Here is a 22,713-nt window from a genome sequence, read left to right on the forward strand (position 1 = left end):
TCATGGATTATAAAGATTTAAGAGTACTTCATATTACCAAAAAGGAATTAAAGTCATATTTGCTTTGCCCCAGTTCCGAACGCTCCTTTGACCTTCCCTTATCAGATAATAAAGCTATGTGGCTTTTGGAAAAACCAAACATGTCCGATGATGACTATTGTGCCATTATTGCTATCGGAAATAAAGATTTATTGAGCTTTTGCTACCTTGTTCCAGAATCAATTCCATCCATAGACGGCAAAACGTACTGGATGCCTCAATGGTGGGTCTCAAAATCCGTTCAAAACCCTGTCATTTCAACGTTTGTGTTTAGGGAAGCCTTAAATGCCATAGATAAAAAAGTAATCACCAAAGCATATGAAGAAAATGCAGCTGCTTTTTATAAAAAGCAGCCCTTTTCTATTATTGGAACAACAGTCAGGCATAGTATTTTTATTGCCTTTGATAGCAATATGGCCACACAAAAAATTTCCTTTCTAAAACATTTTAAATTCTTTTCAAAGTTCTTGGAAAAAAGTTCATTTCGAATCAATACTATCCTTAACCGTTCCAAAATCAAGCGCCTATCCAAAGATTTAAAAATAAAATATATACATAAAATAGATGTGGACGGATGGAGTTTTGTGAAACCATTTTTACAAAATGATTTTATCCCCAAAACTCAGGAATATTTAAATTGGCAAATAGACTCCAGACAATACCTATTGACCCCCTTAGAGACAAAAAGAAAAAATAAAGCCGTGATCAAAGGGTTTGGAAAAAATATTGGCATAGTCAATTACCAAATCTTTCATCATGATAAAATGATTGGGTTTGTTTCCCTGCACTACTATAAAACCATTGCATATCTCAAATATAGCATCGCTGAACAGGAGTATATGGCCCAATTATCCTCCACAATCTATGAACACATGTCCGAATTGGGACTTACATATTTATTTACGGACAATCAAATATTATCAGAAAGTTTTAATGATAACCTCTTTGTCTTTTTTCACCATAAACAAACGAAAAAGGCAATGGCACATAACTCCATACACAAACAACTCAAAACAAACCAGTTAATGGAGCAAGACGGACATTTTAATTAAACAACCTCTAAACTAATCATGAAATTTATTCATACACTTCAAGATTCCATCTTGAAACACTCTAACCTGAACGCATTTTTCATAAATGAAAAATATTACACTTATGGAGAATTAAGCCAAAAAATAAACATAATCAGGGGTTTGATCCAAATGGAAATTCCTGCTTCTGAAAAGTATGTTGGTTTGATTACAAATGATGATTTGGAGACCTATGCCGGTATAATTGCATTATGGTTTGAGGGAAAAGCTTATGTGCCAATCAACCCTATTTATCCCAAAACAAGAAATAAAGAAATTCTGGAACAAACTAATAGCACGTTTGTTTTGGACTCATCATCGTTACCCTATTTTGAAACAGGATTTGAAACCTTAGATACTCGAAATGTCCAAAACGTTTTAGAAAAACTTCATTTAGAACCCAAGTCCCCAAATAAGGATGACTCTGCCTATGTAATATTTACATCGGGTAGTACAGGAATTCCAAAAGGTGCGCCAATCAGTTACAAAAATCTAAACGGTTTTGCCACAGCAATAGATAACAACCTTGATTTTTCCATAACCTCATCAGATAGATTTCTTCAAATGTTCGAATTAACATTTGATATGTCCGTGGTGTCCTTACTTGCTCCTTTACTTAAAGGCGCATGTGTATATACGGTATCAAAAGAAAGCATGAAGTATTTTCAAATCATTAAATTACTTTCGGAACATCAATTAACCGTGTTGATAATGGTTCCCTCCATTATTCATTTTCTTCGCCCTTATTTTAAAGAAATAAACAGTGCCAGTGTAAGGTATTCATGCTTTGCAGGAGGTAAACTCTATGGGGATATCGGTAAAGAATGGAATGCTTGTATCCCAAATGCCCAAATAATAAATTATTACGGGCCTACGGAAACGACTATATACTGTGGGGGGTATTTATTTGACAAAAATGGAGGTAACAAGCAAGAAAACGGAGTGGTCTCTATTGGTAAACCTTTTGACAATACTTACTATTTAGTGATTGATGAGGACGAAAATGAGCTGGCTCAAGGCCAAACAGGTGAACTTTGTATTGCTGGTGAGCAACTATTCAATGGCTATATCCAAAACGAAGAAAGAAACAAGCAAGTTTTTTTTGAAAAAGAATATAATGGGAAACCAATGGTTTTCTATAAATCTGGAGACCTTTGCTATAAAGATCAAGATGGTGATTATTTATATGTTGGCAGATCTGATTTTCAAGTGAAAATAAGAGGGTTTCGGGTAGAGTTGGGTGAAATTGAATACCATGTCAAAAAGGTTTTGGATAAAGTTGATATTGTTGTGATAGATATCCCTGACAAAACTGGAGACATAGAACTTGGTTTAGCAGTTTGCAGTAAAAAAATGGATTTGGAACCTGTACTTTCTTATTTAAAAGAAGCATTGCCCGCTTACATGATTCCTACACAATTTTTATTTGTAGACCAATTACCGCATAGTGTAAATGATAAAATTGACATGAAAGCACTTAGGTCCTTATTCTAAATTTAAATAAACAACTACATATCATGGAAAAAGAAACAATAATGGCAGATTTAAGAGGTATTTTCATTGAAACATTAGGACATGAATCCTTTGAATTAAATGATGATACAAGTGCAAAAGATGTAGATGGATGGGATTCAGTAACCCATATGATGCTAATAAATGAGATAGAAGAAAAGTATGACATCAAATTCTCTTTAGTAGAACTCATGGGTCTAGAAAATATTTCAGACCTGATTAAGATTATACTCGAAAAAAAGAACTAAACAGATAAGCCACTTAAAACCAATAAGGTTAAGGTTTATCTTGTTTGTCAAGGGAAGAAATCCTATGATATTTTAATATGTCATAGGAAATTACTCGTGCAAGCACTTCCCTCCCTTGATTATTCCAATGTTTGATTGGATCATACTTCAATACAGTATTTTCTTCTGATTTTTGTAAAGGAACTCCAAAATCCACATAGCGATATCCATGGGCTTTACAATAACTAAAGAATGATTCACTGGTTATGCTCTTGTCTATCAAGAAAACGGTTTTTCCTTTATCTATGGGGTAGCATTCCAATAGTTTATCCAAATTAGATATATACTTTTTGTCGACAACACCGGAATCAACGGATTTTGTTTGTTCTGGCTTTTGTCCCTTAATAAATGACTTTAAATTACCTGGCAGTTCGGCAATCGGTGCAATTAATCCTATTCCCTTCAAGTACGAGAGCAATTTTACTTCCCTCTTAATTTTAAACGCTATACTATTCTCTAAATTAGCACGGGTATTGACTTCATACCTATCCCTAGCTAAATCCTCATCAAACTTCAAATAAAGATAGATTGCATCAATTAACTCCATTTCTTTTTCAAGCTGATCAATTAAATATAATTGATCTGCCAAGTCGTTTCCAGAAAACCCATATTCATAAACTTGAACTTTTTCCTCCAGATTTCTTTCTATCTTTTTGCCTATTGAATTATAATAATCTTGATGAAGGCCCTCGATGAAAGAATCCCCAACTAAGGCTACTTCAAAATCTTGACTAGTTGGTAAAAACTCCCTAAATGAATTGAAACCAGTGTTATTTATATTATACTCTGTAAAATTCATTCGTCGGTTACCTATAACGAATGAGCCGGATTGACCAGGCTCATAATTCACAACTTCATTTTTATTCAGAGTGACAATCGGATATTCAAAATATAAATGAAAAATCCTGATCAAAACCTCAAGAACCAAGGCCATCATCAAGCCATATACAAGAACCTTAACCAACAATTTTCTCATGACTTAAAATTGAAAATATATGAAAGAACGATTATTCATAGAATCGTCATAAAATAATAACAATAAGAATACTACCAAAGTGTATGCAGCAAATCGCACACTTTTCCATTTGAAATTAAAAGGTCTTCTTTCATCCTTTCGGATCCTATATTCATAACATATAAAAAACAATAAAAGAAAGAAGTAATCAATCATTCTATAACCAAGGGGATGTTCGTATGCTCCCCCACTAAACTCAAAAAACATTTTTTGAAGATATAACAGGGAATCTGAAAGTGTTTCACTTCGAAAAAACACCCAGCCAATAATGACCAATAAAAATGTGATAACGATTTTTACCGAATCATTTAAAAAGTTTTTGGGAGAGGCGAACAAATTTATATTTTCTAAATGATTACGATTAACGTTTAGGTAGAATAGGGGAAGAAACAAAAGTGCATGGTACAGCCCCCAAACCACAAATGTCCAGTTTGCACCATGCCATAATCCGCTTACCAAGAAAATAGCAAAAATATTACGTACCGCCTTTGATCTTTTTACACGTGAACCGCCCAACGGAATGTACAGATAATCCCTGAACCAAGTTGAGAGTGAAATATGCCAACGTCTCCAAAACTCTGCAATACTCCTTGAAAAATAAGGGAACTTAAAATTGGACATTAGTTCAATCCCTAACATTTTGGATGTGCCAATTGCTATATCGGAGTAACCGGAAAAGTCTCCATATATCTGAAAGGCAAAGAACACAGTTCCCAATACCAATGTGGATGAAGGGTAAACCTCATAATTAGTAAATATGTCATCGACCATGATTGCCAAAGAATCAGCTATGGCCACCTTTTTGAACAGCCCCCATAGAACTAACTTCATCCCTTGAACCACTTGTTGGTATTTAAACTTTTTGATGGCCTCTAACTGCGGTAATAAATTAGATGCCCTCTCAATAGGCCCCGCTACCAGTTGAGGAAAGAAGGCGACATAGGTGCCAAATGCCAAAAGATCATTGGTCGGTTTTAATTTTCCTTTGTGAATGTCTAAAGTGTATGATAGCGTCTGGAACGTATAGAAAGAAATACCAACCGGTAATATAATGTTCAAAGTCCATACATTGACTATGTCAGCACCAAAAAACGAAAAGGAACCCACAAAAGATTCAACGAAGAAATCGAAATACTTGAAAAACCCCAACAAGCCTATATTGAACAGGATACTTACCCACAATAAATTCTTTCTTTTCCTGTCATCATCAGTATTATGAATAGCTTTACCTACATAGAAATCCACCAGAGTGGACAAAATTATCAATGACAGAAAACGATAATCCCACCAACCATAGAAAATGTAACTGGCAATAAAAAGTATGGTATTCTGAACTTTGGATTTATCCCTTCCAAAAAGCCAATAAAGAAAAATAACAATAGGAAAAAATATAAAAAATTCTAAAGAGTTAAATAACATTACCTTATTATTTGTTCCTATTGCGTGATTTTACATCATCTAAACATTCATACTTTCCTCCATACATTTAAGCTTTGCACTTCCTTGCCTGATTTACAAAATTAAAAAGTCGATATCCTAAAGTTGAAATTTACCAGAATTTCTGCTTTGATTCGTTGCAATAACTTATTAACCAATGGCAATACAAACAACACATATTGATTTTTTTTTAAGCCAAAGCATATTCAAGTGGCCAAAGCTTTTACCAACTTAAAAATAAAACAATACTCCAAAAAAGGTTATGAATATCGGTGTGTTAGGTATTTAATCGACCATTTGCGCAAAAAATCGACTTCTTAATACTGCCCAATGACAAACTCCGACCTTCTGTTCTTGGAATGCTCTTCCTCAGTACAACGCACCCCATCGGAACATTCATTTACCAATCTAGTCTCCCCAAAGGCCTCATGAGTGATTCTATTTTCCGAAATTCCTTTTGAAATCACATAATCCACAGTTCGTTCCGCTCTTCGCTCAGATAGCCATTGATTATACTTTTCAGTTCCCCTTGAATCGGTATGTGCCGTTACCTTAATGGTCAAACTGGTTTCATCTTCCATAATAGCGACCAATTGATCTAATAATTCTTTATCTGAGGCTGTCAAATAAGATGAATCAAACTGAAATAGCACATTCCCTAACTCATTGATTCTATTTTGAAGCTTAGCTCTTCTGGCCTCTTCCGCTTCCCGTTTGGCCTTCTCCGCAGCTGCCAATTCAGCCGCTTCTTTCTCTTTTTGTAATCGTTCAGCAAGGAGTCTTGCCTCCTCTTCCGCCTTGGCTATGGAATCTTGAACTCTTTGCTGTTCCTTTTCCATTTCTTTCAACAAAGCCAATTTCTCCATCCCTTTCCTGGAAAGCCCTTTTTCCACTTCAAATCGATACGCCACACCCACGGCATGCTGAATATGGTTTGTAGCATTTTCTGTATCCATGGCCCACTTCCCTGTGGAATTAAAATCCATTCCCCAATGGTCGGAAAACCATGTTCTGAAACCTAAAACGGCATTGTAGGTGCCCCTGCCCTGGTTGTTGGCATCCGTATATCCTGCTCCGATTCCAATGTAAGGGTCAAAAAACCCGGTCTCTCCCAAAATCATATTGAGGTCATAACTGACCCTAAAGTCAAGTCCCAAATATGGAATATCTTCGGAGTTGACCGCATTATCAACGATTTTCCCCTCTTTATAACGGTTATAAGAACCTATGGCTTCAAGTCCGATACCATTCTTGAAATATCTTCCGATACTTACCCTAGATGGGTAGGGAACCATGTTCCAACCATCCTTAAAATCAAACAGTTCTCCGAATTCATCGCCGGAATCATCCACAGCATTGGCACCAACGGTCACCAACCAGAAACTTTCGACAATACTATCCTTTTCGGTCATTTCAAGATTTTGATCTTGGGCAAAGGTCAAAGCATAGGAGAAAATTACCATGACAAGCATGGTTAAAGGTTTTGAAATGTTCATTTTATTCGATTTGAGGTTATCGGATTCAAAGCTAGGTCAAGCTTTTAGAAATTGGAATTTTGAACTTCGAAGTGCGTTTATTTTCGATGAGCAGTAATATTTTTTTTGAAAACCTTAGTTATCAATCCTTTGAAAAGTCAAGTCTTTATCGACCAACGGCATTTTATAGAGGTAGAACGGAAAATACATGGGCTGAACCGCTATTTCTCCGTCTTTTTCCTTCTCCAGAACTTCCACGGCAATTGTCATCCCTTGATCGGTCTCCGTTAATTTGGACAACACCAGTTTTTTTTCTCCTTTTTGTTCGCCCAGACACACCAATACCAACATATCCTTGGAGAAATCCACCATGGGAACGGGTAATCCCGGTTTACGGGTCTTATTGATTTCCCCATAAAATTTATTCAAGGATTTCGCATCACGAATGACGCGGGTTTCAAAAGCATCGATATTCGTAAAATCTTCATGAGCCAACAATACCATGTCTTCCATGGGTTCTCCTACAGAAGTATGTACTTCCCTTTGGGCCTTACAGGAAAGTAAACAGGTCAATGCTATGAAAAACAGATATCTAATGGCTAAAAGGTGTTTTTGAAACGGGATTTAAATGCCTTTTCGTAAAGGTCTTCGTACAATGGTAGAATGTGAACGATATCAAACTTGGATGCCACATTGAATGCGTTTTCCTTGAATTGATCCAAGGTATCATCATCCTTTAGTATCTCAATGGCCTTGTTGGCCATGGTCTCCACATCCCCAACATCGGCTAAATAACCGGATACCCCGTCAATGTTCACTTCTGGGATACCTCCCGTGTTACTGGATATAATGGCCACTTTATTGATCATGGCCTCCAATGCCGCCAATCCAAAACTTTCAGTCTCGGATGGCAATAGAAACATATCAGAGAAGCAAAGGATACGGTCAATTTCATTACTGTTCCCCAAGAACAGTACTTTATCCTTCAGCCCTAAAGCGTCACACATATCTTCCGCTTTCTCTTTCTCAGGGCCCTCCCCTACCATAATAAGTTTGGCAGGTACTTCTTTTTGAATTCGATTGAATATTTTAATGACATCGGGAATACGCTTTACCTTCCTGAAATTACTGATATGGGTAATGATGCGTTCATCCTCTTTTGCCATCATGGTACGTTGGCAATCGGTATAGTTGTTCTTGTATTTGGTGGTCTCTATAAAATTGGGAATCACCTCAATATCCTTTTCAATATCGAAAATCTTCAAGGTTTCCTTTTTCAGAGCTTCTGAAACGGAAGTGACCACATCGGATTTGTTGATACTGAAGGTAACCGCAGGCTTGTAAAATGGATGTTTACCTACTAAAGTTATGTCCGTACCGTGTAAGGTTGTGATCATCGGAATGAAAATACCGTATTCCTGCAGCATCTTTTTGGCCATATAGCCCGCGTAGGCATGGGGTATGGCATAATGTACGTGCAAGAGTTCGATATCATACAATTTGATGGTATCCACTAGCTTACTGGAAAGTGCCAGTTCGTAGGGTTGATAATGAAATAAAGGGTACTCAGGTACATGCACCTCATGAAAATGGATATTGTTGCCCAAAAGCTCCAAACGCACCGGTTGACGATAGGTAATGAAATGTACTTCGTGTCCCCGTTCTGCAAGGGCAATACCCAATTCCGTGGCCACAACACCACTACCGCCAAAGGTCGGGTAACATACAATCGCTATTTTCATAAGAACAAATCTACTGCAATATTTTATACCTAATTGATAATGGAATCATAAATGGCCTGCTGAATACGGGTTCGCAGACCAGATTTGATCAACAATGTATTGGTCGCGGACGGATAGGTTCGGTTGGACAGGAACACATACACGATTTCTTCATCTGGGTCAGCCCATGTGTAGGTGCCCGTAAATCCACTGTGTCCAAAACTCTTTCGGGAAACACAACCACAAGTGGGACCGCTTTCCTCCAATTGCGGCTTATCGAACCCTACGCCACGCCTCACGTTCTTATTGCAGAAATAACAGGTATTAAAACGTTTTACCGTGCGTGCATTGAAAAAACGCTCTCCCCCATAATAGCCGTCCTGCAAATACATCTGCATGATCTTTGCCACCTCGTTCGCCGTACTGAAAAGCCCAGCATGCCCTCCTACTCCACCTTGCATGGCCGCGCCCATATCGTGGACATAGCCCTGGACCGTCTGATATCTGTAATAGTCGTCCTCTTCCGAAGGAACTATCGTTTCCTTGGAAAATTTTTTGAGCGGGTTAAAGGTGGTCCGTTGCAATCCCATGGGTTGGTACAGGAATTCATCGATCAATTCATCTATCGGCTTCTGATAGGTCTTCTCTATATATTCCTTAAAAACGTAGTAGCCCACATCACTGTATCGATAACGGTTGGATTTTAGACTTTGTCGACCTATCCGATTGTATATGGAATCCTTGTAAGACCGCGTCAAATACAAATGCTCCGCCACTTTGTACGGAAAAGCTTCAGATGGGTTCTGCCTATAAAATTCTGAGGAAGGTTTTCGTTCCTTGTTCAGAGTGTCCAGATAAAAGGCAATCCAAGAAGGCAAACGCCCATAGTGGGACAGGGCCTTGAGTACGGACACATCCTTCAAATCGGTGTCGGCATACTCGGGAATCAAATCTTTAAAGGTATCGTTCAAGGCAATCTCCCCCTCTTCCTCCATCTTCATGATCATGGGCAAAGTGGACAAGATCTTGGTCAATGAAGCCAAGTCATAAATGGATTCCTCAGTGATACTGTCCTTGGATTGATAGGTGGGCTTCCCAAAATTCTTATTGTAAATGACCTTCCCCCGTCTGGCAATGAGTACCTGAGCTCCGGGAAACATCAAAGAATCCAATCCATCGTTGACCAAAGTATCCACCTCGGCCAACAATTCCGAGCTCATGCCCACACGCTCAGGAATACTATACCCCATACGCTGAATCGGCGCTACGTCCAATCCGGTCCCCACAGGAAACTCGCCATGGGCAGATACAGGTAGTTTTCCCGTTGCACCAATGGCACCAAAAATGACCTCGGCCACTTTTTCCTGCGCTATTTCACTGTTCTGATAACCCACCACAACCCCATCCATCGTATCAAAGTTGAGCACATCCAACATTGCATAGGGTCTGGCAAACAGCGCTAAAATCGTGTTGCTAGTTCGTAATCGTGATATCTCCTCTAACCAAAAAAGCTCATTTTCAGAGAATTTATAGCCTTTCCATGGGCTGGAATTATCTTTATGAAAACCAATGATCACCAAGTTGTAATTCGCCAATTCCTTTTTGTACTCGGCAATGTCCTTGGCCTTGATATGGGTCACTTTGAAATACTTATTGAGCGATTCATGGAAAACGCTGCCAGAATCATCCCCAAAATGCACATAGGCTATTTTTTTGTTGTCCAGTTTTTTGATGGGCATCAAGGAAAAATTGTTCTTGGCGACGGTAATGGCCCCTTCAATGGCCTGCTCATAGACCACATCATTTTCAACGCCATTCAAATCGGCCACAAGGTTTTCCAATTTCACCGGCTTGTAATCGTAAAGACCTGCCTTGTATTTGGCCATCAATATTTTTTTGACGGATTCCGACAATCGTTCCTCTGTGATTAGACCTTCATTGTAGGCCTGCACAAAGGTCTCCTTGGCCTTGAGCACATTTTCGGGCATCAAGAGCATGTCGTTTCCAGCCAGAAAGGCCTCCAATTCCACTTTTCCCTCAGGTGCAAACTCAGAGACGGCCTTCATATTCAACGCATCTGTAATGACCAGTCCTTCAAAACCCAATTGATTCTTCAATACACCGGTAATAATGCTTTTTGACAAAGTTGAGGGATGTCCTTCCCTAGGTTCCAGACTGGGAACATCCAAATGGGCCACCATGGTAGAGCTCAAGCCTGCCTCCATGGTTTTTTTGAAAGGATATAGTTCTATGGAGTCCAATCGTTCCAAAGAGGAATTAATAATGGGCAAAGACGTATGGGAATCCGTTGCGGTATCACCATGACCAGGAAAATGTTTACCACTGGAGAGCACCCCGGCCCTTTCCATTCCACGAACAAAGGCACGCCCCTTTTGAGCAACATTTTTTGGATCCTCTCCAAAAGATCGGTTCCCGATGATGGGGTTTTTAGGATTGTTGTTGACATCCAAATCCGGCGCGAAATTGATGTGCACTCCCAAACGTTTAGCGTGTTTGCCAATTTGATAGCCCACTTTTTCAACGATAGTACTATCCTGAATGGCACCCAAAGTCATGTTCCAAGGAAAAGCATAGGTGGAATCCAATCGCATCGCCATGCCCCATTCGGCGTCAGACCCAATGAGCAATGGAACTTTGGAAGCTTCTTGATATTCATTGGTCAATCGCGCCTGTTGTACAGGACCTCCCACCAAAAAAATAACGCCTCCAATACCTTCTTCCTTGATCAGGTCTTTAATCCTATCGGCAGCTGTTTTCCCTTGATTGGATGCCACACTTACCATAAACAATTGTCCGATTCGTTCCTCCAACGACAGGTTCGCATAACGGTTCTCGACCCAGGCCATCTGGGCCACGGAATCTTTGACGACCAATGGATTATCTTGCCCGAAGGATTGTAAACAAATGAACAGTAAAAGGGGGAGGAAAAGGTTTATCCGCATAAATATGGTGTCTATGACCTGAACTTAGTGCCAATAAAAATATTGCATTTCATCGAAGAACGTATGCAAATTAAGATAAATTAAGCGTTTTACTATACAAATCGAGCGTGCCAACTTTCACTTGCTGGAACCTCCCAATTTTCAAGATATTCCTGTTTTGTCGCCACCAGATTATTGAACACAATGGTGTTCGCGGAAACCGATTTGGCCTTGGCCATCTTTTTGAAATCCTTTAGGGGCTTGTAAGCGATATATTCCCCTTGTTTAAAGGAAACGTTCATTCTATCCAACAGCTCCACCTTATACTTTTGTTCCAAACTTTGTATGAAATGCACGGATGCATCAATGGAACAGCCAGATGCACTGGCATTGGTCTGGTCCAATCCAATCACAATGAACCGTTTGTATTTTATTTCGAACCCCGCATGTAAATCACTACCATGAGCGGTCCATTCCGTTAGGAATGCCGTTAGGCTCTCCTCCAATTCCTGTAATTCTTCCTCGGTAAAACTCCTATTGGCCTGATAAATCCAAATTCTGGAGTGATCAGGTAATTCATTAAAATCCGCTAGCATATTTTTTTATTCATTTTGGTCTCGACTGCTCTCGACCTGATATTCGTAAATTAAGACTATAACCCTTGGGAGTTCGCCAATACCTCGGCCACATCCAAAACGGTCACACTATCTTCTTTTTCATGGGCCTTGATTCCATCGGTCATCATCGTATTGCAATACGGACATCCCGTGGCAATGATGTTCGGGCTGGTCTCCAACGCATCCTTGGTACGCAGTACATTCACGTCCATGTCCCCTTTTTCGGGTTCCTTGAACATTTGCGCACCTCCCGCACCGCAACACAGGGCGGTCTTCTTGTGGCGTTTCATTTCCACCAACTCCGCATTGGATTTGGCGAGTACTTCCCTTGGGGCGTCAAAAACTGAATTGGCCCTTCCCAAATAGCAAGGGTCGTGAAAAGTGATTCGTTTGCCCTTGTACCCTTCCCCTGAGAGGGTCAACCGACCATTGTCAATAAGTTCTTTTAGATATTGGGTATGGTGAATCACGTCATAATTGCCTCCCAGACCGGGGTACTCGTTTTTAATGGTGTTGAATGAATGTGGATCACAGGTCACTATTCTTTTGATCTCATAACCGTTCAACAGTTCAATGTTCATCATCGCCTGCATCTGGAACAAAAATTCATTTCCTGCCCTTTTGGCCACGTCCCCGGTTGAGCTTTCCTCGGTACCCAAAACAGCGAAATCCACTTCGGCCTTGTTCAATAACTTCACAAAGGCCCTTGTTATTTTTTTGGCACGATCATCGTAACTCCCGGCAGAACCCACCCAGAACAATATTTCCGGCTGTTTTCCTTCCGCCATAAACTCCTGCATGGTCTTGACCTTCAGTTGTTCGCTCATCCTTCTTGATTTATTCGTTAACCCAGTTTAAACGGTCCATTTGATTGTATGGCCATGGTGCTCCGTTGTTCTCAATATTGGACATCATGTTGTTCAGTTCCATTGGTGCTGCGGATTGCTCCATGACCAGATACCTTCTCATCTCCACGATAATGGACAAGGGGTCAATGCTCACGGGACAGGCTTGCACACAGGCATTACATGTGGTACATGCCCATAATTCCTCAGGACTGATATAATCGCCCAATAACTGTTTACCGTCAGGAACAAACTCGCCCTTGTTGGCATCGATGTTCTTTCCTACTTCTTCCAATCGGTCACGGGTGTCCATCATGATCTTACGTGGCGATAATTTTTTTCCGGTCTGATTGGCGGGACATTCCGAAGTACAACGACCACATTCGGTACACGTATAGGCATTGAGCAACTGTACCCAGTTCAAATCCATCACATCGGAAGCACCGAATTTTTCCGGCTCTGCACCATCGTCCTCTGCTGGAGCGGCAAAAGGGTCGGCATCGGGATCCATCATCAATTTTACCTCCTTGGTCACCGAAGCTACATTATTGAATTGCCCCTGGGGCTTTGTTTTTCCATAATAGGTGTTCGGGAACGCCAAAAGGATATGAAGGTGTTTTGAATAATAGAGGTAGTTCAAAAAAGCCAGGATGCCCAAAATATGCAACCACCACGCTGTACGTTCCACCATCACCAAAGAAGATTCCGATAGTCCTTCCAACAAAGGCACAATAAACTGACTTACGGGAAATGCCCCTGCCTGCGCATAGTGCTCGGCCCCCAACTGTTGCAATTGGTAATCCGCAGCGTTCATGGTCAAGAACAAAAGCATCAATACAAACTCAATATAAAGAATCAAGTTCCCATCTGTTTTGGGCCAGCCCTTCATTTCGGGCTTAATGAACCGCTGTATCCTGATGATATTTCTTCTGATCCAGAATACGACTACGGCCACGATGACCAAAAGTGCAAGGATTTCAAAGGAGCCTATCAAGAAATCATACACGGCACCCAAAGGCGAAAACAATCGGTGTGTTCCTAAAATACCATCCAGCATGATTTCCAACACCTCAATATTGATAATGATGAAGCCCACATAAACGATTACGTGCATCAAACCGGCTATGGGCCTAACCACCATCTTTGTTTGCCCTAGGGCAATTTTTGCCATGTTTTTCCATCGTTGCCCTTTGTTATCGCTTACATCAACATCTTTACCAAGCTTGATGTTTCGAGACAGCTTTTTTACGTTACGGGCAAAAAAACCAATGCCCAGGATAAGGGCCACGGCAAATATGATGTTGGGTAAGTAGTCCATCTATTGATTTTCTTTTTGTTGAATGGAATCCCGCTCAGCGGGATCGTTCTCTGGAAGGGTGTAGTCCTTTTGTTTTTTGCCAAAGACGGAAACGTTGACGTACCGCTTTGGATTCAGTCTAAAGTCCTGCAACAGTAAATCCAGCTCTCTTGATGCCTCGGCCAAGTTATTATAGAGTGCATCATCCTTGTGCAACTTGCCCAAAGAACCTTCGCCCTCCTCGATTTTGGCGAGGATTCCGTTCAATTTAGTAACAGTGCTCTGGAATTCTGCCAAGGTTCCGCCCAAATCGGCATTGACCAAGGAGTCTGAAAGTTTGGAGAAATTGGAGGTAATGTGGTTCACATTTTTCAAAGAACTGTCCAATTGCACTTTGTTGTTCTCCAACAATGCATTCAAGTTATCGGCGCTTCCTTTGAATGATTTGACCAATTGGTTCAAAGAGACTATGGTTTCCTGAAGTTGTTTCTTTGTTGGGTCGTCCAATATCTGATTGACGTTCATCAATAGGGAATCCGCATTGGACACCGCACCTTCAACCTTCATTTGTAAAGGGGTTAGCTTCTGTTGCACCAATTCCGTGATTCCCGGTTTTATCTTGGACTGCAAGGTATCCCCGGACTTTGCCTGTGGGGCCTGATCAAAAACAGGAACGATCTGGACGGCTTTTCCACCGATGATGCCCGTATCAAATAGTTCAGCTATGCTGTTTTCGGAAAATTCAAAATCGTTGTTGACCGTAAGTGTGACCAACAGCTTCCCCGAGCCGTCCTTGAAACCGATATCGGTCACATTGCCCACATTGAATCCATTGATGGAGACCTGGGTACCGGGTTGAAGCCCACCGACATCATCGTATACAGCATAAAATGTCTTATTGTTCTCAAAAAGAGGAGAGGATTTCAAGTAGCTCAGCCCAAAAATAAAGGCCGCGATTCCCGCGACTACAATAATCCCAGTTTTAATTTCCCTGGATAGTTTCAAAAGATTCGGTTTATGGTTTGAACAAATTTAGGAATAATTATAACAAGAGTGCTTTTTGAAATGATTCTACTTCAATGCATCCGTGATTGGAACCCTTACCCCATTTTTATAGGCCACGATATACGATGTGGTATATCCCTTGGCATCGGCATCCTGTTTTAATTTCTTGGCAGCCTCGAAGGTACTTGCGTTACCGTACATATATCGGAACATATTTTTGTAGGGTTCCCTGGACAGTTCGCTCAAGCCATTGAAGTTACTTCTCTCCAAAGCAATGTTTTTTCCGCTGGCCATCAACTGTACTTTAAAGACCACGCCTGATTCCTGGACCTTATCGACAGGTTTTTCGTTGGTTTGTTTCGGGGGGTCCGCTTCAACCACTTCTTCTTTTGGAGCCTCCTCCTTTATATCCACATCGACCTTGGTATCTTCAATTTTTGGGTTATTTGTAACCGGAGATGCCGTGAACCCCATATCTTCTTTATAGGCAATGACGGCATTGGCTATGGCGGTTCCCATTTCATTCTGCCCTTTTTTGGAGTTCAGGTAGCTTCCCTCGTTTTTATTGGTCAAAAAGCCTGCTTCCACCAAAACACTGGGCATAAAGGTCTGGTGCAGGACAATGAACCCTGCTTGCTTTACTTTTCTGTCTTTACGCCTGAGGCCCTTGGTAAAATTATCTTGGAGCTTCTTGCCCAACTGAATGCTTTGATCCAAAAATTCCTCCTGCATGATGGTCAGCCCGATGACGGACTCCGGGGAGTTGATATCATACTCCGCATAGCGCTGTTCGTAATCATCCTCCAGATAGATCACGGAGTTTTCCTTTTTGGCCACTTCAAAGTTTTGACGGTTGGCATGAAGCCCCAACACATAGGTCTCAGTTCCGTAGGCATCCGAATTATGGGCATTACAGTGCACCGACACAAAAAGATCGGCATTGGCCTGATTGGCTATTTCGCCACGCTCGAACAGGTCTACAAAAGTATCATCGTCACGGGTGTACACCACTTTTATATCCGGATGCTTCTCGAGTTCCTTTCCCACGTTGAGCACAATGGCCAGCGCTATTTTCTTCTCCAGATAGCCGTTTCCGATGTTTCCAGGGTCATGTCCACCATGGCCCGCATCCAAAACAACGACAAATTTATCCTTGAGTTGAACCTCGGTATCATTTTTGTTGAAAGAGGTCAAAGGGAGGACCAGTAGTAGAAAAACTAAAAATGTCAACCGGCTTTTATTCATAAGAACTGAGTAATTATAGCGTTCCGAATTGGTTAAAAATATTGTAATCCCCAATTAGTAGAACAAAAAATATATGTAAGTTTGACCCCAAAAACTGGGCCGACTAGCACAAAAATAGGATTTATCACGTTGCAACCAAATAAACATCTTTCACTTTTCCTATTTGTTCTTCTTTGTGGCATCGCTACTTTAAGTGCTCAGGAAGATCCAATTACACCTTTGCCCATTAAGGCTATCAAGGACACGATCTATGCTCCTTTGCTCCCCCCGAACATTCTCAACGATTCCATCAGGACCGATTCCATCCAAACAGATACTGTGCCAAAAAAGCAACCTTTACTGTTGGACAACATTCAATACAAAGCGAAGGATTACGTAAAACTCAGCCAAAAAGACCATAAAATCTATCTGTACAACGAAGCCGAGATCTATTATCAGGATACCGAGCTCAAAGCAGGTGTGATCGTCATGGACTACGTTACCAATGAGGTCTATGCCGGACGGATGAAGGATTCCTTGGGCAATTATTCCCAATTGCCCTATTTCAAACAAGGGAGTCAAGAAGTTCGCCCCGATTCCATCCGCTTTAATTTCGATACCGAAAAGGCATTGATATGGAACTCCAGGACCGAACAGGAAGCGGGTCTGGGACAATTGGGAAGTGATGCCATGAAGGTTTATGCGGAGAAGACCAAGAAGGAGAACGACTCGGTCTATTTCCTGAATGAGGGAAAACTGACCACTTCCAAGGATACGGTGAACCCCGACTATTATATCAGGATAAGAAAGGCCAAGTTCGTCCCCAAAAAGAAGATCATTGCCGGCTACAGTAATATGTACATCATGGATGTGCCCACCCCCATAGCCCTACCATTTGCCTATTTCCCATTAACCACCGGGAGAGTGGCGGGAATATTGTTCCCCACCTTCGGAAACGATCCCAGAAGGGGGTATTTCATCCAAAACGGTGGGTACTACCTGCCCATTAGCGACTATGTGGACCTGAGTGTCACAGGGGATTACTATACCAACGGTAGTTATGGCCTGCAGGGAAGATCCATTTACTCCAAACGGTATAAGTTCAAGGGCAATATCAACATCAGTTACGAAAATCTGGTGACCAGCCAAAAAGGGTTTGATGATTACAGTCGGACGAGCAATTACAACATCCGGATTTCACACTCCCAGGATACGAAGGCCAGTCCAAATTCCAGGTTCTCGGCATCGGTCAACTTGGGGTCCAGTCAGTATTACACCAACTCACTGAACCAGGTCAACAGGAACAATTCGCAGACCAATACCTTTGCCTCCTCCATAAGTTATTCCAAGACCTTTCCTGCCTATCCATCGGTAAACACAAGTTTAACAGTAAGCCATACCCAGAACTCCAGGACACAGACCATCAATATGTCCTTGCCCACCTTTCAGGCCAGTATGGAACGTATTTACCCTTTTGTAAAGCGGGACGCGGTCAAAAAAGGGGTTTTCGAGAACATCAACTTCCAATACGATGTCAATGCACAGAACAGCATTACCACCACGGAGGAAAACTTCTTTAAAAGCGGGATGTTCGATGATGCAAGAATAGGTGCCCGTCACAGAATCCCGGTGGCCACCAACTTCAAGCTGGCCAAATACCTCAGTGTGAGCTTAAACGGAAACTACGAGGATGTATGGACCATGGAGACCATTCGCCGAAGCTATGATGAAGAAAGGGAAGAAGTGGTTACCGATACCATTGCCGGCTTCGACCGCTTCAACCGATATAGTTTTGGTACCAGTATAGGGACAACGGTCTATGGAACTTGGAATCGAGGCGAAGATAAAAAGATACAGGCGCTGCGACACGTGATGCGACCATCCATCAGTTATAGCTACACGCCTTCTTTTGAGCAGTTTTATGAGTCCTATGTGGATGGGGATGGCGAGGAAGTGGAATACACCCCTTATGAAACCAGTATTTATGGCAGGCCTTCGCTGAACAAGGGAAGCTCCCTTAGTTTCAGCCTTCAAAACTCATTGGAGGCCAAGGTCAGGGACAAGGATTCAACGGCCACCGAACCCAAAAAAGTCAAGATACTGAGCAACCTCTCCTTTTCTGCAAGCTATAACCTTGAGGCCGATTCCCTTAGATTGAGCCCCATAAGTATGAGCGGTGCCACGGAGATCATCAAGAACGTGCCCATCAACTTCGCCGCCTCCTTTGACCCCTACGCGATCGACAACAACGGAAGGAGAATCAACACATTGAACATCAAAAACGGTGGGGGCCTTGCCCGTTTGACCTCTGCCAGAATAAATACCGGTTTTTCCCTGAACAGTGAAATGTTCCAAAAGGGAGGTGCAAAGGAAATGGATGATGAGGAAAGGCAGTCAAATTTCAGTGACAACCCGTTTGCCATGGATGATGTAAGGGGGGAACGATCTAATTTTGACAGGGGAAACAACAGGAGGCGTAATGACGATGATACAGACGAAGACCAACCCATCTACAACAACAAACTCCCCTGGGATGCCCGCTTTACCTATGTGGCTTCGTACAACAACAATAACCGACAAAGTGAAATTACCAACCACTCATTGATGTTCTCGGGCAACGTACAGCTCACGCCCAAATGGGAGGTCGGTTTCAACTCGGGCTACGATTTAAAGAACAAGGGCTTTACCGATACCCGATTTGCCTTTAAACGGGAGCTTGGAAGCTTTCACCTCAGTTTTGACTGGACCCCTTTCGGCCGATATGAGCGCTGGTACTTTTTCATAGGGATAAGAAGCTCTATTTTGCAAGACCTCAAATGGGAAAACAGAAGTCAGCGCTAGTAGCTATTGCTTTTATTCGTTACCTTCATCCTTCAAAATTCGAAACATGAAGAAAATAATACATACCTCAAAGGCTCCGGCTCCGATCGGTCCGTACAACCAAGCGGTCCTTATCAAGGATACACTCTATATTTCCGGACAGATACCCATCGATCCGGCAACCGGGAAATTGGTGGAGGGAGACATAAAGGCCGAGACCAAACAGTCCATGGAAAACCTAAGGGCCATTCTGGAAGAGGCCGGGATGACTTTTGAGCATGTGATCAAGTCCTCTATTTTTATAAAGGACATGAACCAGTTTGCCCAAATCAATGAGGTTTATGGAACTTATTTTGATGCCGATACCGCTCCGGCAAGGGAAACCGTGGAGGTTGCGAACCTTCCGAAGTTTGTCCGTGTGGAAATATCGATGATAGCGGTTAAATAGTCTCCCTGTGAAATTCCACGAGACCTTCGATGGGCCTTCTGCGGATAACACCTAAAATCAAATCGTTTCGCTCCAAACAGGCGGTAAGTTCATCTCGTAGGAAATGTGCTATACTGCCCACAAAGCTCACAGGCACTTTAGTGGCCAATTCGTATTGCATGATGTAATTGTTGACGAACTGTTGTAGTCCTTTTTCAATCACGCCCTTACAGTACGGGTGCTCTTTGTTCTCGATGATAAATCTGGCAAAAGTGGCCAAATAGGTATTGGGGTTGGGCTGCTTGTAGAGATGTTCTTTGATCACATCTGCATCCAGATCGTATTCCTTGGCGAATTTCATTCCAAGGTCCTGTGGCATTTTATGGAAATAATAATCCCTGATGAGTTTTCTTCCGAAGAAATTACCACTGCCATCGTCCATTAGGATATATCCCAAAGAGGTTACTTTCTGAATCAATTGATGCCCATCGTAATAACTGCAGTTGGAACCTGTTCCCAGAATACAAACGATACCTTGTTTGCCAATCTTTGTGGTGGAGTAAATTGCCGCATAGGTATCTTCTCGAACCTCTGCCTTGGCATTTGGGAAGAAATCCTTGAAAATGGATTTCAGGAAATTCTTCATTCTATCGGTCCCGCATCCGGCCCCGTAGAAATACAACTGACGTACTTTGTCCTTGTTTTTGGAAAGTTCAAAATTGTTGGCCAACCGGTCCTCTATCACTTCTTTGGTCAGCACCTCTGGGCTAAGGCCCAAAGTTTGGGTTACAAACAACTGCTCCCCTTTTTCGTCCAGGGCAATCCAATCGGATTTCGTGGCACCACTATCCACAATTAAAACCATACGTCGAGATTATTATATTGAAATCCTGAAGAGCGGGGTCCGCCCTTCAGGATAAAAATTTATGAGATAAAAATTATAGGCTAGCTGCGTGCAGTGCCAAATCAACCAATTTGTTGGAATAACCTGTTTCGTTATCGTACCAAGATACCACTTTGAAGAACTTGGAACTCAATTCGATTCCGGCCTCTGCATCGAAGATACTTGTTCTGGCATCCCCAACGAAGTCTTGGGAAACCACATCTTCATCAGTATAGCCCAAAATACCGGCCAATTCTCCTTCAGAAGCTTCTTTCATCGCTTTCTTAATCTCGTCGTAGGAAGTCTCTTTTTCCAATCTTGCCGTAAGGTCCACCACAGAAACATCAGCAGTAGGAACCCTAAATGCCATTCCAGTTAGTTTACCATCAAGATCGGTAATTACCTTACCAACAGCTTTTGCTGCTCCTGTTGACGTTGGAATGATGTTCAACATCGCGGAACGACCCAATCTGAAATTTTTTCTGGATGGGGAATCCACGGTAAACTGTGTGGATGTGGAAGCGTGGATGGTGGTCATCAAAGCCTCCTCGATACCGAACTTGTCGTTAAGTACCTTGGCAATAGGTGCCAAACAGTTAGTTGTACAAGAAGCGTTTGAAATGATGGTGTCCGTAGCTTTCACGTCCTTGTGGTTAACACCCATTACAAACATTGGGGCATCTTTGGATGGCGCGGAGATCACCACTTTCTTGGCTCCTCCGTCGATGTGGCTCTGGGCCATATCCAAAGTAGTGAAGATACCGGTACACTCGGCAACGATTTCAGCGCCCACTTCGTCCCACTTCAAGTTTTTTGGATCACGCTCAGCAGTTACCCTGATCGTTTTTCCGTTTACTACAAGATTACCATCCTTTACCTCGATAGTCCCATCGAACTTACCGTGTACCGAATCGTACTCCAACAAATAAGCAAGATGGTCTACATCCAACAAATCATTGATGGCCACAACATCTACGTTGTCCCTGCTTACGGTTGCCCTAAATACCAACCTTCCAATTCTACCGAATCCGTTGATTCCTATTTTCAAATTTGACATGTTCTACTGTTTTATATTTACATTAAGTTGTCATTATATCCGAAACTCTAATGAGTTCTTCGTCGATTTCCGTATGTGCCTTTATGGCCTCGGCCAATGGGGTAAGTACCAATTTGGTATCCCTGATACCCACCATTTGATTTGATTTGCCTTCCAATATACTCTCTACGGCCTTCACTCCCATCCTACTTGCCAAAACACGGTCAAAACAGGTTGGGTTACCGCCACGCTGCATGTGTCCCAATACAGACACCCGCACATCGTAAATGGGCAAATGCTCCTCTACATATTCTTTCAGTTCAAAAACATTTTTACCGATCTTATCGCCTTCGGCAACAATCACGATACTGGAGGACTTTCCGGAAGCCTTACTTCGCTTCAGGGAATCCAACAACCGTTCCAGTCCAAGGTTCTGCTCTGGTATCAAGATTTCCTCCGCACCGGCTCCTACGCCTGCATTCAATGCGATATGGCCAACATCCCTACCCATGACCTCAACAAAAAAGAGGCGGTTGTGGGAACTTGCCGTATCACGGATTTTATCGATGGCATCCACAACGGTATTGATCGCTGTATCGAAACCAATGGTAAAGGATGACCCTAAAATATCGTTATCAATGGTCCCTGGAATCCCTATGACCGGGAAATCAAATTCCTCGGTAAACAAAAGGGCCCCGGTAAAGCTTCCATTTCCCCCGATGACCACAAAGGCCTCGATACCTTCCTTGGTCAATTGGTCGTATGCTTTCTTCCTTCCTTCCTTGGTCCTGAATTCATCACAACGGGCGGACTTCAAAATGGTACCTCCCTTATTGATGATGTTGTTCACGCTACGGGCATCCAAGGTCTTGAAATCACCTTCCATCATACCTTGGTAACCTCGATAGATACCAACACATTCAATGTTCAAATATGCGCAAGTACGGACAACGGAACGAATCGCGGCATTCATTCCTGGAGAGTCTCCGCCAGAGGTAAAAACCCCTATTTTTTTAATTTCTGAAGCCATTCAAATTTTTAAGAGATCAAAGCTAGGAAAC

The 22,713-nt window shown here is 42.0% G+C and carries 19 protein-coding genes; 5 read left to right on the forward strand and 14 right to left on the reverse strand.

The window, feature by feature from the left end; genetic code table 11:
* Nucleotides 1-2 precede the first annotated feature (2 nt).
* From EO132_RS16745 to EO132_RS16755, 3 genes are read left to right on the forward strand one after another with little or no spacing between them, the layout of a single operon-like run.
* Nucleotides 3-1,091, forward strand: a complete 1,089-nt coding sequence (locus EO132_RS16745; protein ID WP_127138964.1) for a hypothetical protein — start codon at nucleotides 3-5, stop codon at nucleotides 1,089-1,091.
* A gap of 18 nt (nucleotides 1,092-1,109) precedes the next feature.
* Entirely contained in the window at nucleotides 1,110-2,603 is a 1,494-nt protein-coding gene (locus EO132_RS16750) for an amino acid adenylation domain-containing protein (protein WP_127138965.1), read from the forward strand.
* Nucleotides 2,604-2,626: 23 nt separating this feature from the next.
* Entirely contained in the window at nucleotides 2,627-2,869 is a 243-nt protein-coding gene (locus EO132_RS16755) for an acyl carrier protein (RefSeq protein WP_127138966.1), read from the forward strand.
* Between the two features lie 28 nt (nucleotides 2,870-2,897).
* Here the strand turns inward: EO132_RS16755 and EO132_RS16760 are convergent, their stop codons facing one another.
* From EO132_RS16760 to EO132_RS16810, 11 genes are all read right to left on the reverse strand, one after another.
* Nucleotides 2,898-3,884 (reverse strand): hypothetical protein, encoded by a 987-nt coding sequence (locus EO132_RS16760; protein WP_127138967.1) that lies wholly within the window; start codon nucleotides 3,882-3,884, stop codon nucleotides 2,898-2,900.
* A gap of 3 nt (nucleotides 3,885-3,887) precedes the next feature.
* The gene (locus EO132_RS16765) at nucleotides 3,888-5,180 is read right to left on the reverse strand and encodes an MBOAT family O-acyltransferase (RefSeq protein WP_313781236.1); all 1,293 of its coding nucleotides are present in this window, start codon (nucleotides 5,178-5,180) and stop codon (nucleotides 3,888-3,890) included.
* 497 nt (nucleotides 5,181-5,677) lie between these two features.
* Complete coding sequence (locus EO132_RS16770) at nucleotides 5,678-6,856, reverse strand: OmpA family protein (RefSeq protein WP_235856494.1); 1,179 nt, start codon at nucleotides 6,854-6,856, stop codon at nucleotides 5,678-5,680.
* A 114-nt stretch (nucleotides 6,857-6,970) separates the two neighbouring features.
* Entirely contained in the window at nucleotides 6,971-7,408 is a 438-nt protein-coding gene (locus EO132_RS16775; RefSeq protein ID WP_127138969.1) for a hypothetical protein, read from the reverse strand.
* 26 nt (nucleotides 7,409-7,434) lie between these two features.
* Nucleotides 7,435-8,577 carry an N-acetyl-alpha-D-glucosaminyl L-malate synthase BshA gene (gene bshA, locus EO132_RS16780; protein WP_127138970.1) on the reverse strand — a complete coding sequence of 381 codons (1,143 nt, stop codon included), beginning with the start codon at nucleotides 8,575-8,577 and terminating at the stop codon, nucleotides 7,435-7,437.
* A gap of 29 nt (nucleotides 8,578-8,606) precedes the next feature.
* Nucleotides 8,607-11,519, reverse strand: coding sequence for a glycoside hydrolase family 3 N-terminal domain-containing protein (locus tag EO132_RS16785; protein ID WP_127138971.1), 2,913 nt, complete (start codon nucleotides 11,517-11,519; stop codon nucleotides 8,607-8,609).
* A gap of 92 nt (nucleotides 11,520-11,611) precedes the next feature.
* On the reverse strand, nucleotides 11,612-12,094 hold the full coding sequence (locus tag EO132_RS16790; protein WP_127138972.1) for an ABC transporter ATPase: 483 nt from the start codon (nucleotides 12,092-12,094) through the stop codon (nucleotides 11,612-11,614).
* Nucleotides 12,095-12,150: 56 nt separating this feature from the next.
* A complete protein-coding gene (locus EO132_RS16795) occupies nucleotides 12,151-12,942 on the reverse strand; it encodes a (Fe-S)-binding protein (protein ID WP_127138973.1) in 792 nt (263 codons plus the stop codon).
* 10 nt (nucleotides 12,943-12,952) lie between these two features.
* Complete coding sequence (locus EO132_RS16800; protein ID WP_127138974.1) at nucleotides 12,953-14,278, reverse strand: 4Fe-4S dicluster domain-containing protein; 1,326 nt, start codon at nucleotides 14,276-14,278, stop codon at nucleotides 12,953-12,955.
* Complete coding sequence (locus tag EO132_RS16805) at nucleotides 14,279-15,262, reverse strand: MlaD family protein (protein WP_127138975.1); 984 nt, start codon at nucleotides 15,260-15,262, stop codon at nucleotides 14,279-14,281. It lies immediately after the preceding gene.
* A 66-nt stretch (nucleotides 15,263-15,328) separates the two neighbouring features.
* Nucleotides 15,329-16,507: an N-acetylmuramoyl-L-alanine amidase family protein gene (locus EO132_RS16810; protein WP_127138976.1), complete on the reverse strand. Its 1,179-nt coding sequence runs from the start codon at nucleotides 16,505-16,507 to the stop codon at nucleotides 15,329-15,331.
* A gap of 129 nt (nucleotides 16,508-16,636) precedes the next feature.
* On the opposite strand from EO132_RS16810, the gene EO132_RS16815 reads away from it, so the two are divergent.
* Nucleotides 16,637-19,327, forward strand: a complete 2,691-nt coding sequence (locus tag EO132_RS16815; RefSeq protein WP_127138977.1) for a putative LPS assembly protein LptD — start codon at nucleotides 16,637-16,639, stop codon at nucleotides 19,325-19,327.
* Nucleotides 19,328-19,373: 46 nt separating this feature from the next.
* Entirely contained in the window at nucleotides 19,374-19,754 is a 381-nt protein-coding gene (locus EO132_RS16820) for a RidA family protein (protein ID WP_127138978.1), read from the forward strand.
* Here EO132_RS16820 and EO132_RS16825 read toward each other — a convergent pair.
* The 3 genes from EO132_RS16825 to pfkA all read right to left on the reverse strand — a co-directional run bounded on the left by EO132_RS16825 (nucleotide 19,747) and on the right by pfkA (nucleotide 22,682).
* Entirely contained in the window at nucleotides 19,747-20,598 is an 852-nt protein-coding gene (locus EO132_RS16825) for an N-acetylglucosamine kinase (protein WP_127138979.1), read from the reverse strand. The genes EO132_RS16820 and EO132_RS16825 overlap by 8 nt on opposite strands.
* Before the next feature lie 73 nt (nucleotides 20,599-20,671).
* Entirely contained in the window at nucleotides 20,672-21,673 is a 1,002-nt protein-coding gene (gene gap / locus EO132_RS16830) for a type I glyceraldehyde-3-phosphate dehydrogenase (RefSeq protein WP_127138980.1), read from the reverse strand.
* Nucleotides 21,674-21,695: 22 nt separating this feature from the next.
* Complete coding sequence (gene pfkA, locus EO132_RS16835) at nucleotides 21,696-22,682, reverse strand: 6-phosphofructokinase (RefSeq protein WP_127138981.1); 987 nt, start codon at nucleotides 22,680-22,682, stop codon at nucleotides 21,696-21,698.
* Nucleotides 22,683-22,713 lie beyond the last annotated feature (31 nt).

This window comes from Flagellimonas oceanensis (assembly GCF_003992595.1).
In the GTDB taxonomy this organism is placed as follows: Bacteria; Bacteroidota; Bacteroidia; order Flavobacteriales; family Flavobacteriaceae; genus Flagellimonas; species Flagellimonas oceanensis.

What these genes read in the sequence shown, in the direction of transcription:
- EO132_RS16745 (WP_127138964.1), top strand. Translation starts at nt 3, where the DNA reads ATGGATTATAAAGATTTAAGAGTACTTCATATTACCAAAAAGGAATTA.
- EO132_RS16750 (WP_127138965.1), top strand. Translation starts at nt 1,110, where the DNA reads ATGAAATTTATTCATACACTTCAAGATTCCATCTTGAAACACTCTAAC.
- EO132_RS16755 (WP_127138966.1), top strand. Translation starts at nt 2,627, where the DNA reads ATGGAAAAAGAAACAATAATGGCAGATTTAAGAGGTATTTTCATTGAA.
- EO132_RS16760 (WP_127138967.1), bottom strand. Translation starts at nt 3,884, where the DNA reads ATGAGAAAATTGTTGGTTAAGGTTCTTGTATATGGCTTGATGATGGCC.
- EO132_RS16770 (WP_235856494.1), bottom strand. Translation starts at nt 6,856, where the DNA reads ATGAACATTTCAAAACCTTTAACCATGCTTGTCATGGTAATTTTCTCC.
- bshA (WP_127138970.1), bottom strand. Translation starts at nt 8,577, where the DNA reads ATGAAAATAGCGATTGTATGTTACCCGACCTTTGGCGGTAGTGGTGTT.
- EO132_RS16785 (WP_127138971.1), bottom strand. Translation starts at nt 11,519, where the DNA reads ATGCGGATAAACCTTTTCCTCCCCCTTTTACTGTTCATTTGTTTACAA.
- EO132_RS16790 (WP_127138972.1), bottom strand. Translation starts at nt 12,094, where the DNA reads ATGCTAGCGGATTTTAATGAATTACCTGATCACTCCAGAATTTGGATT.
- EO132_RS16795 (WP_127138973.1), bottom strand. Translation starts at nt 12,942, where the DNA reads ATGAGCGAACAACTGAAGGTCAAGACCATGCAGGAGTTTATGGCGGAA.
- EO132_RS16800 (WP_127138974.1), bottom strand. Translation starts at nt 14,278, where the DNA reads ATGGACTACTTACCCAACATCATATTTGCCGTGGCCCTTATCCTGGGC.
- EO132_RS16810 (WP_127138976.1), bottom strand. Translation starts at nt 16,507, where the DNA reads ATGAATAAAAGCCGGTTGACATTTTTAGTTTTTCTACTACTGGTCCTC.
- EO132_RS16820 (WP_127138978.1), top strand. Translation starts at nt 19,374, where the DNA reads ATGAAGAAAATAATACATACCTCAAAGGCTCCGGCTCCGATCGGTCCG.
- EO132_RS16825 (WP_127138979.1), bottom strand. Translation starts at nt 20,598, where the DNA reads ATGGTTTTAATTGTGGATAGTGGTGCCACGAAATCCGATTGGATTGCC.
- gap (WP_127138980.1), bottom strand. Translation starts at nt 21,673, where the DNA reads ATGTCAAATTTGAAAATAGGAATCAACGGATTCGGTAGAATTGGAAGG.
- pfkA (WP_127138981.1), bottom strand. Translation starts at nt 22,682, where the DNA reads ATGGCTTCAGAAATTAAAAAAATAGGGGTTTTTACCTCTGGCGGAGAC.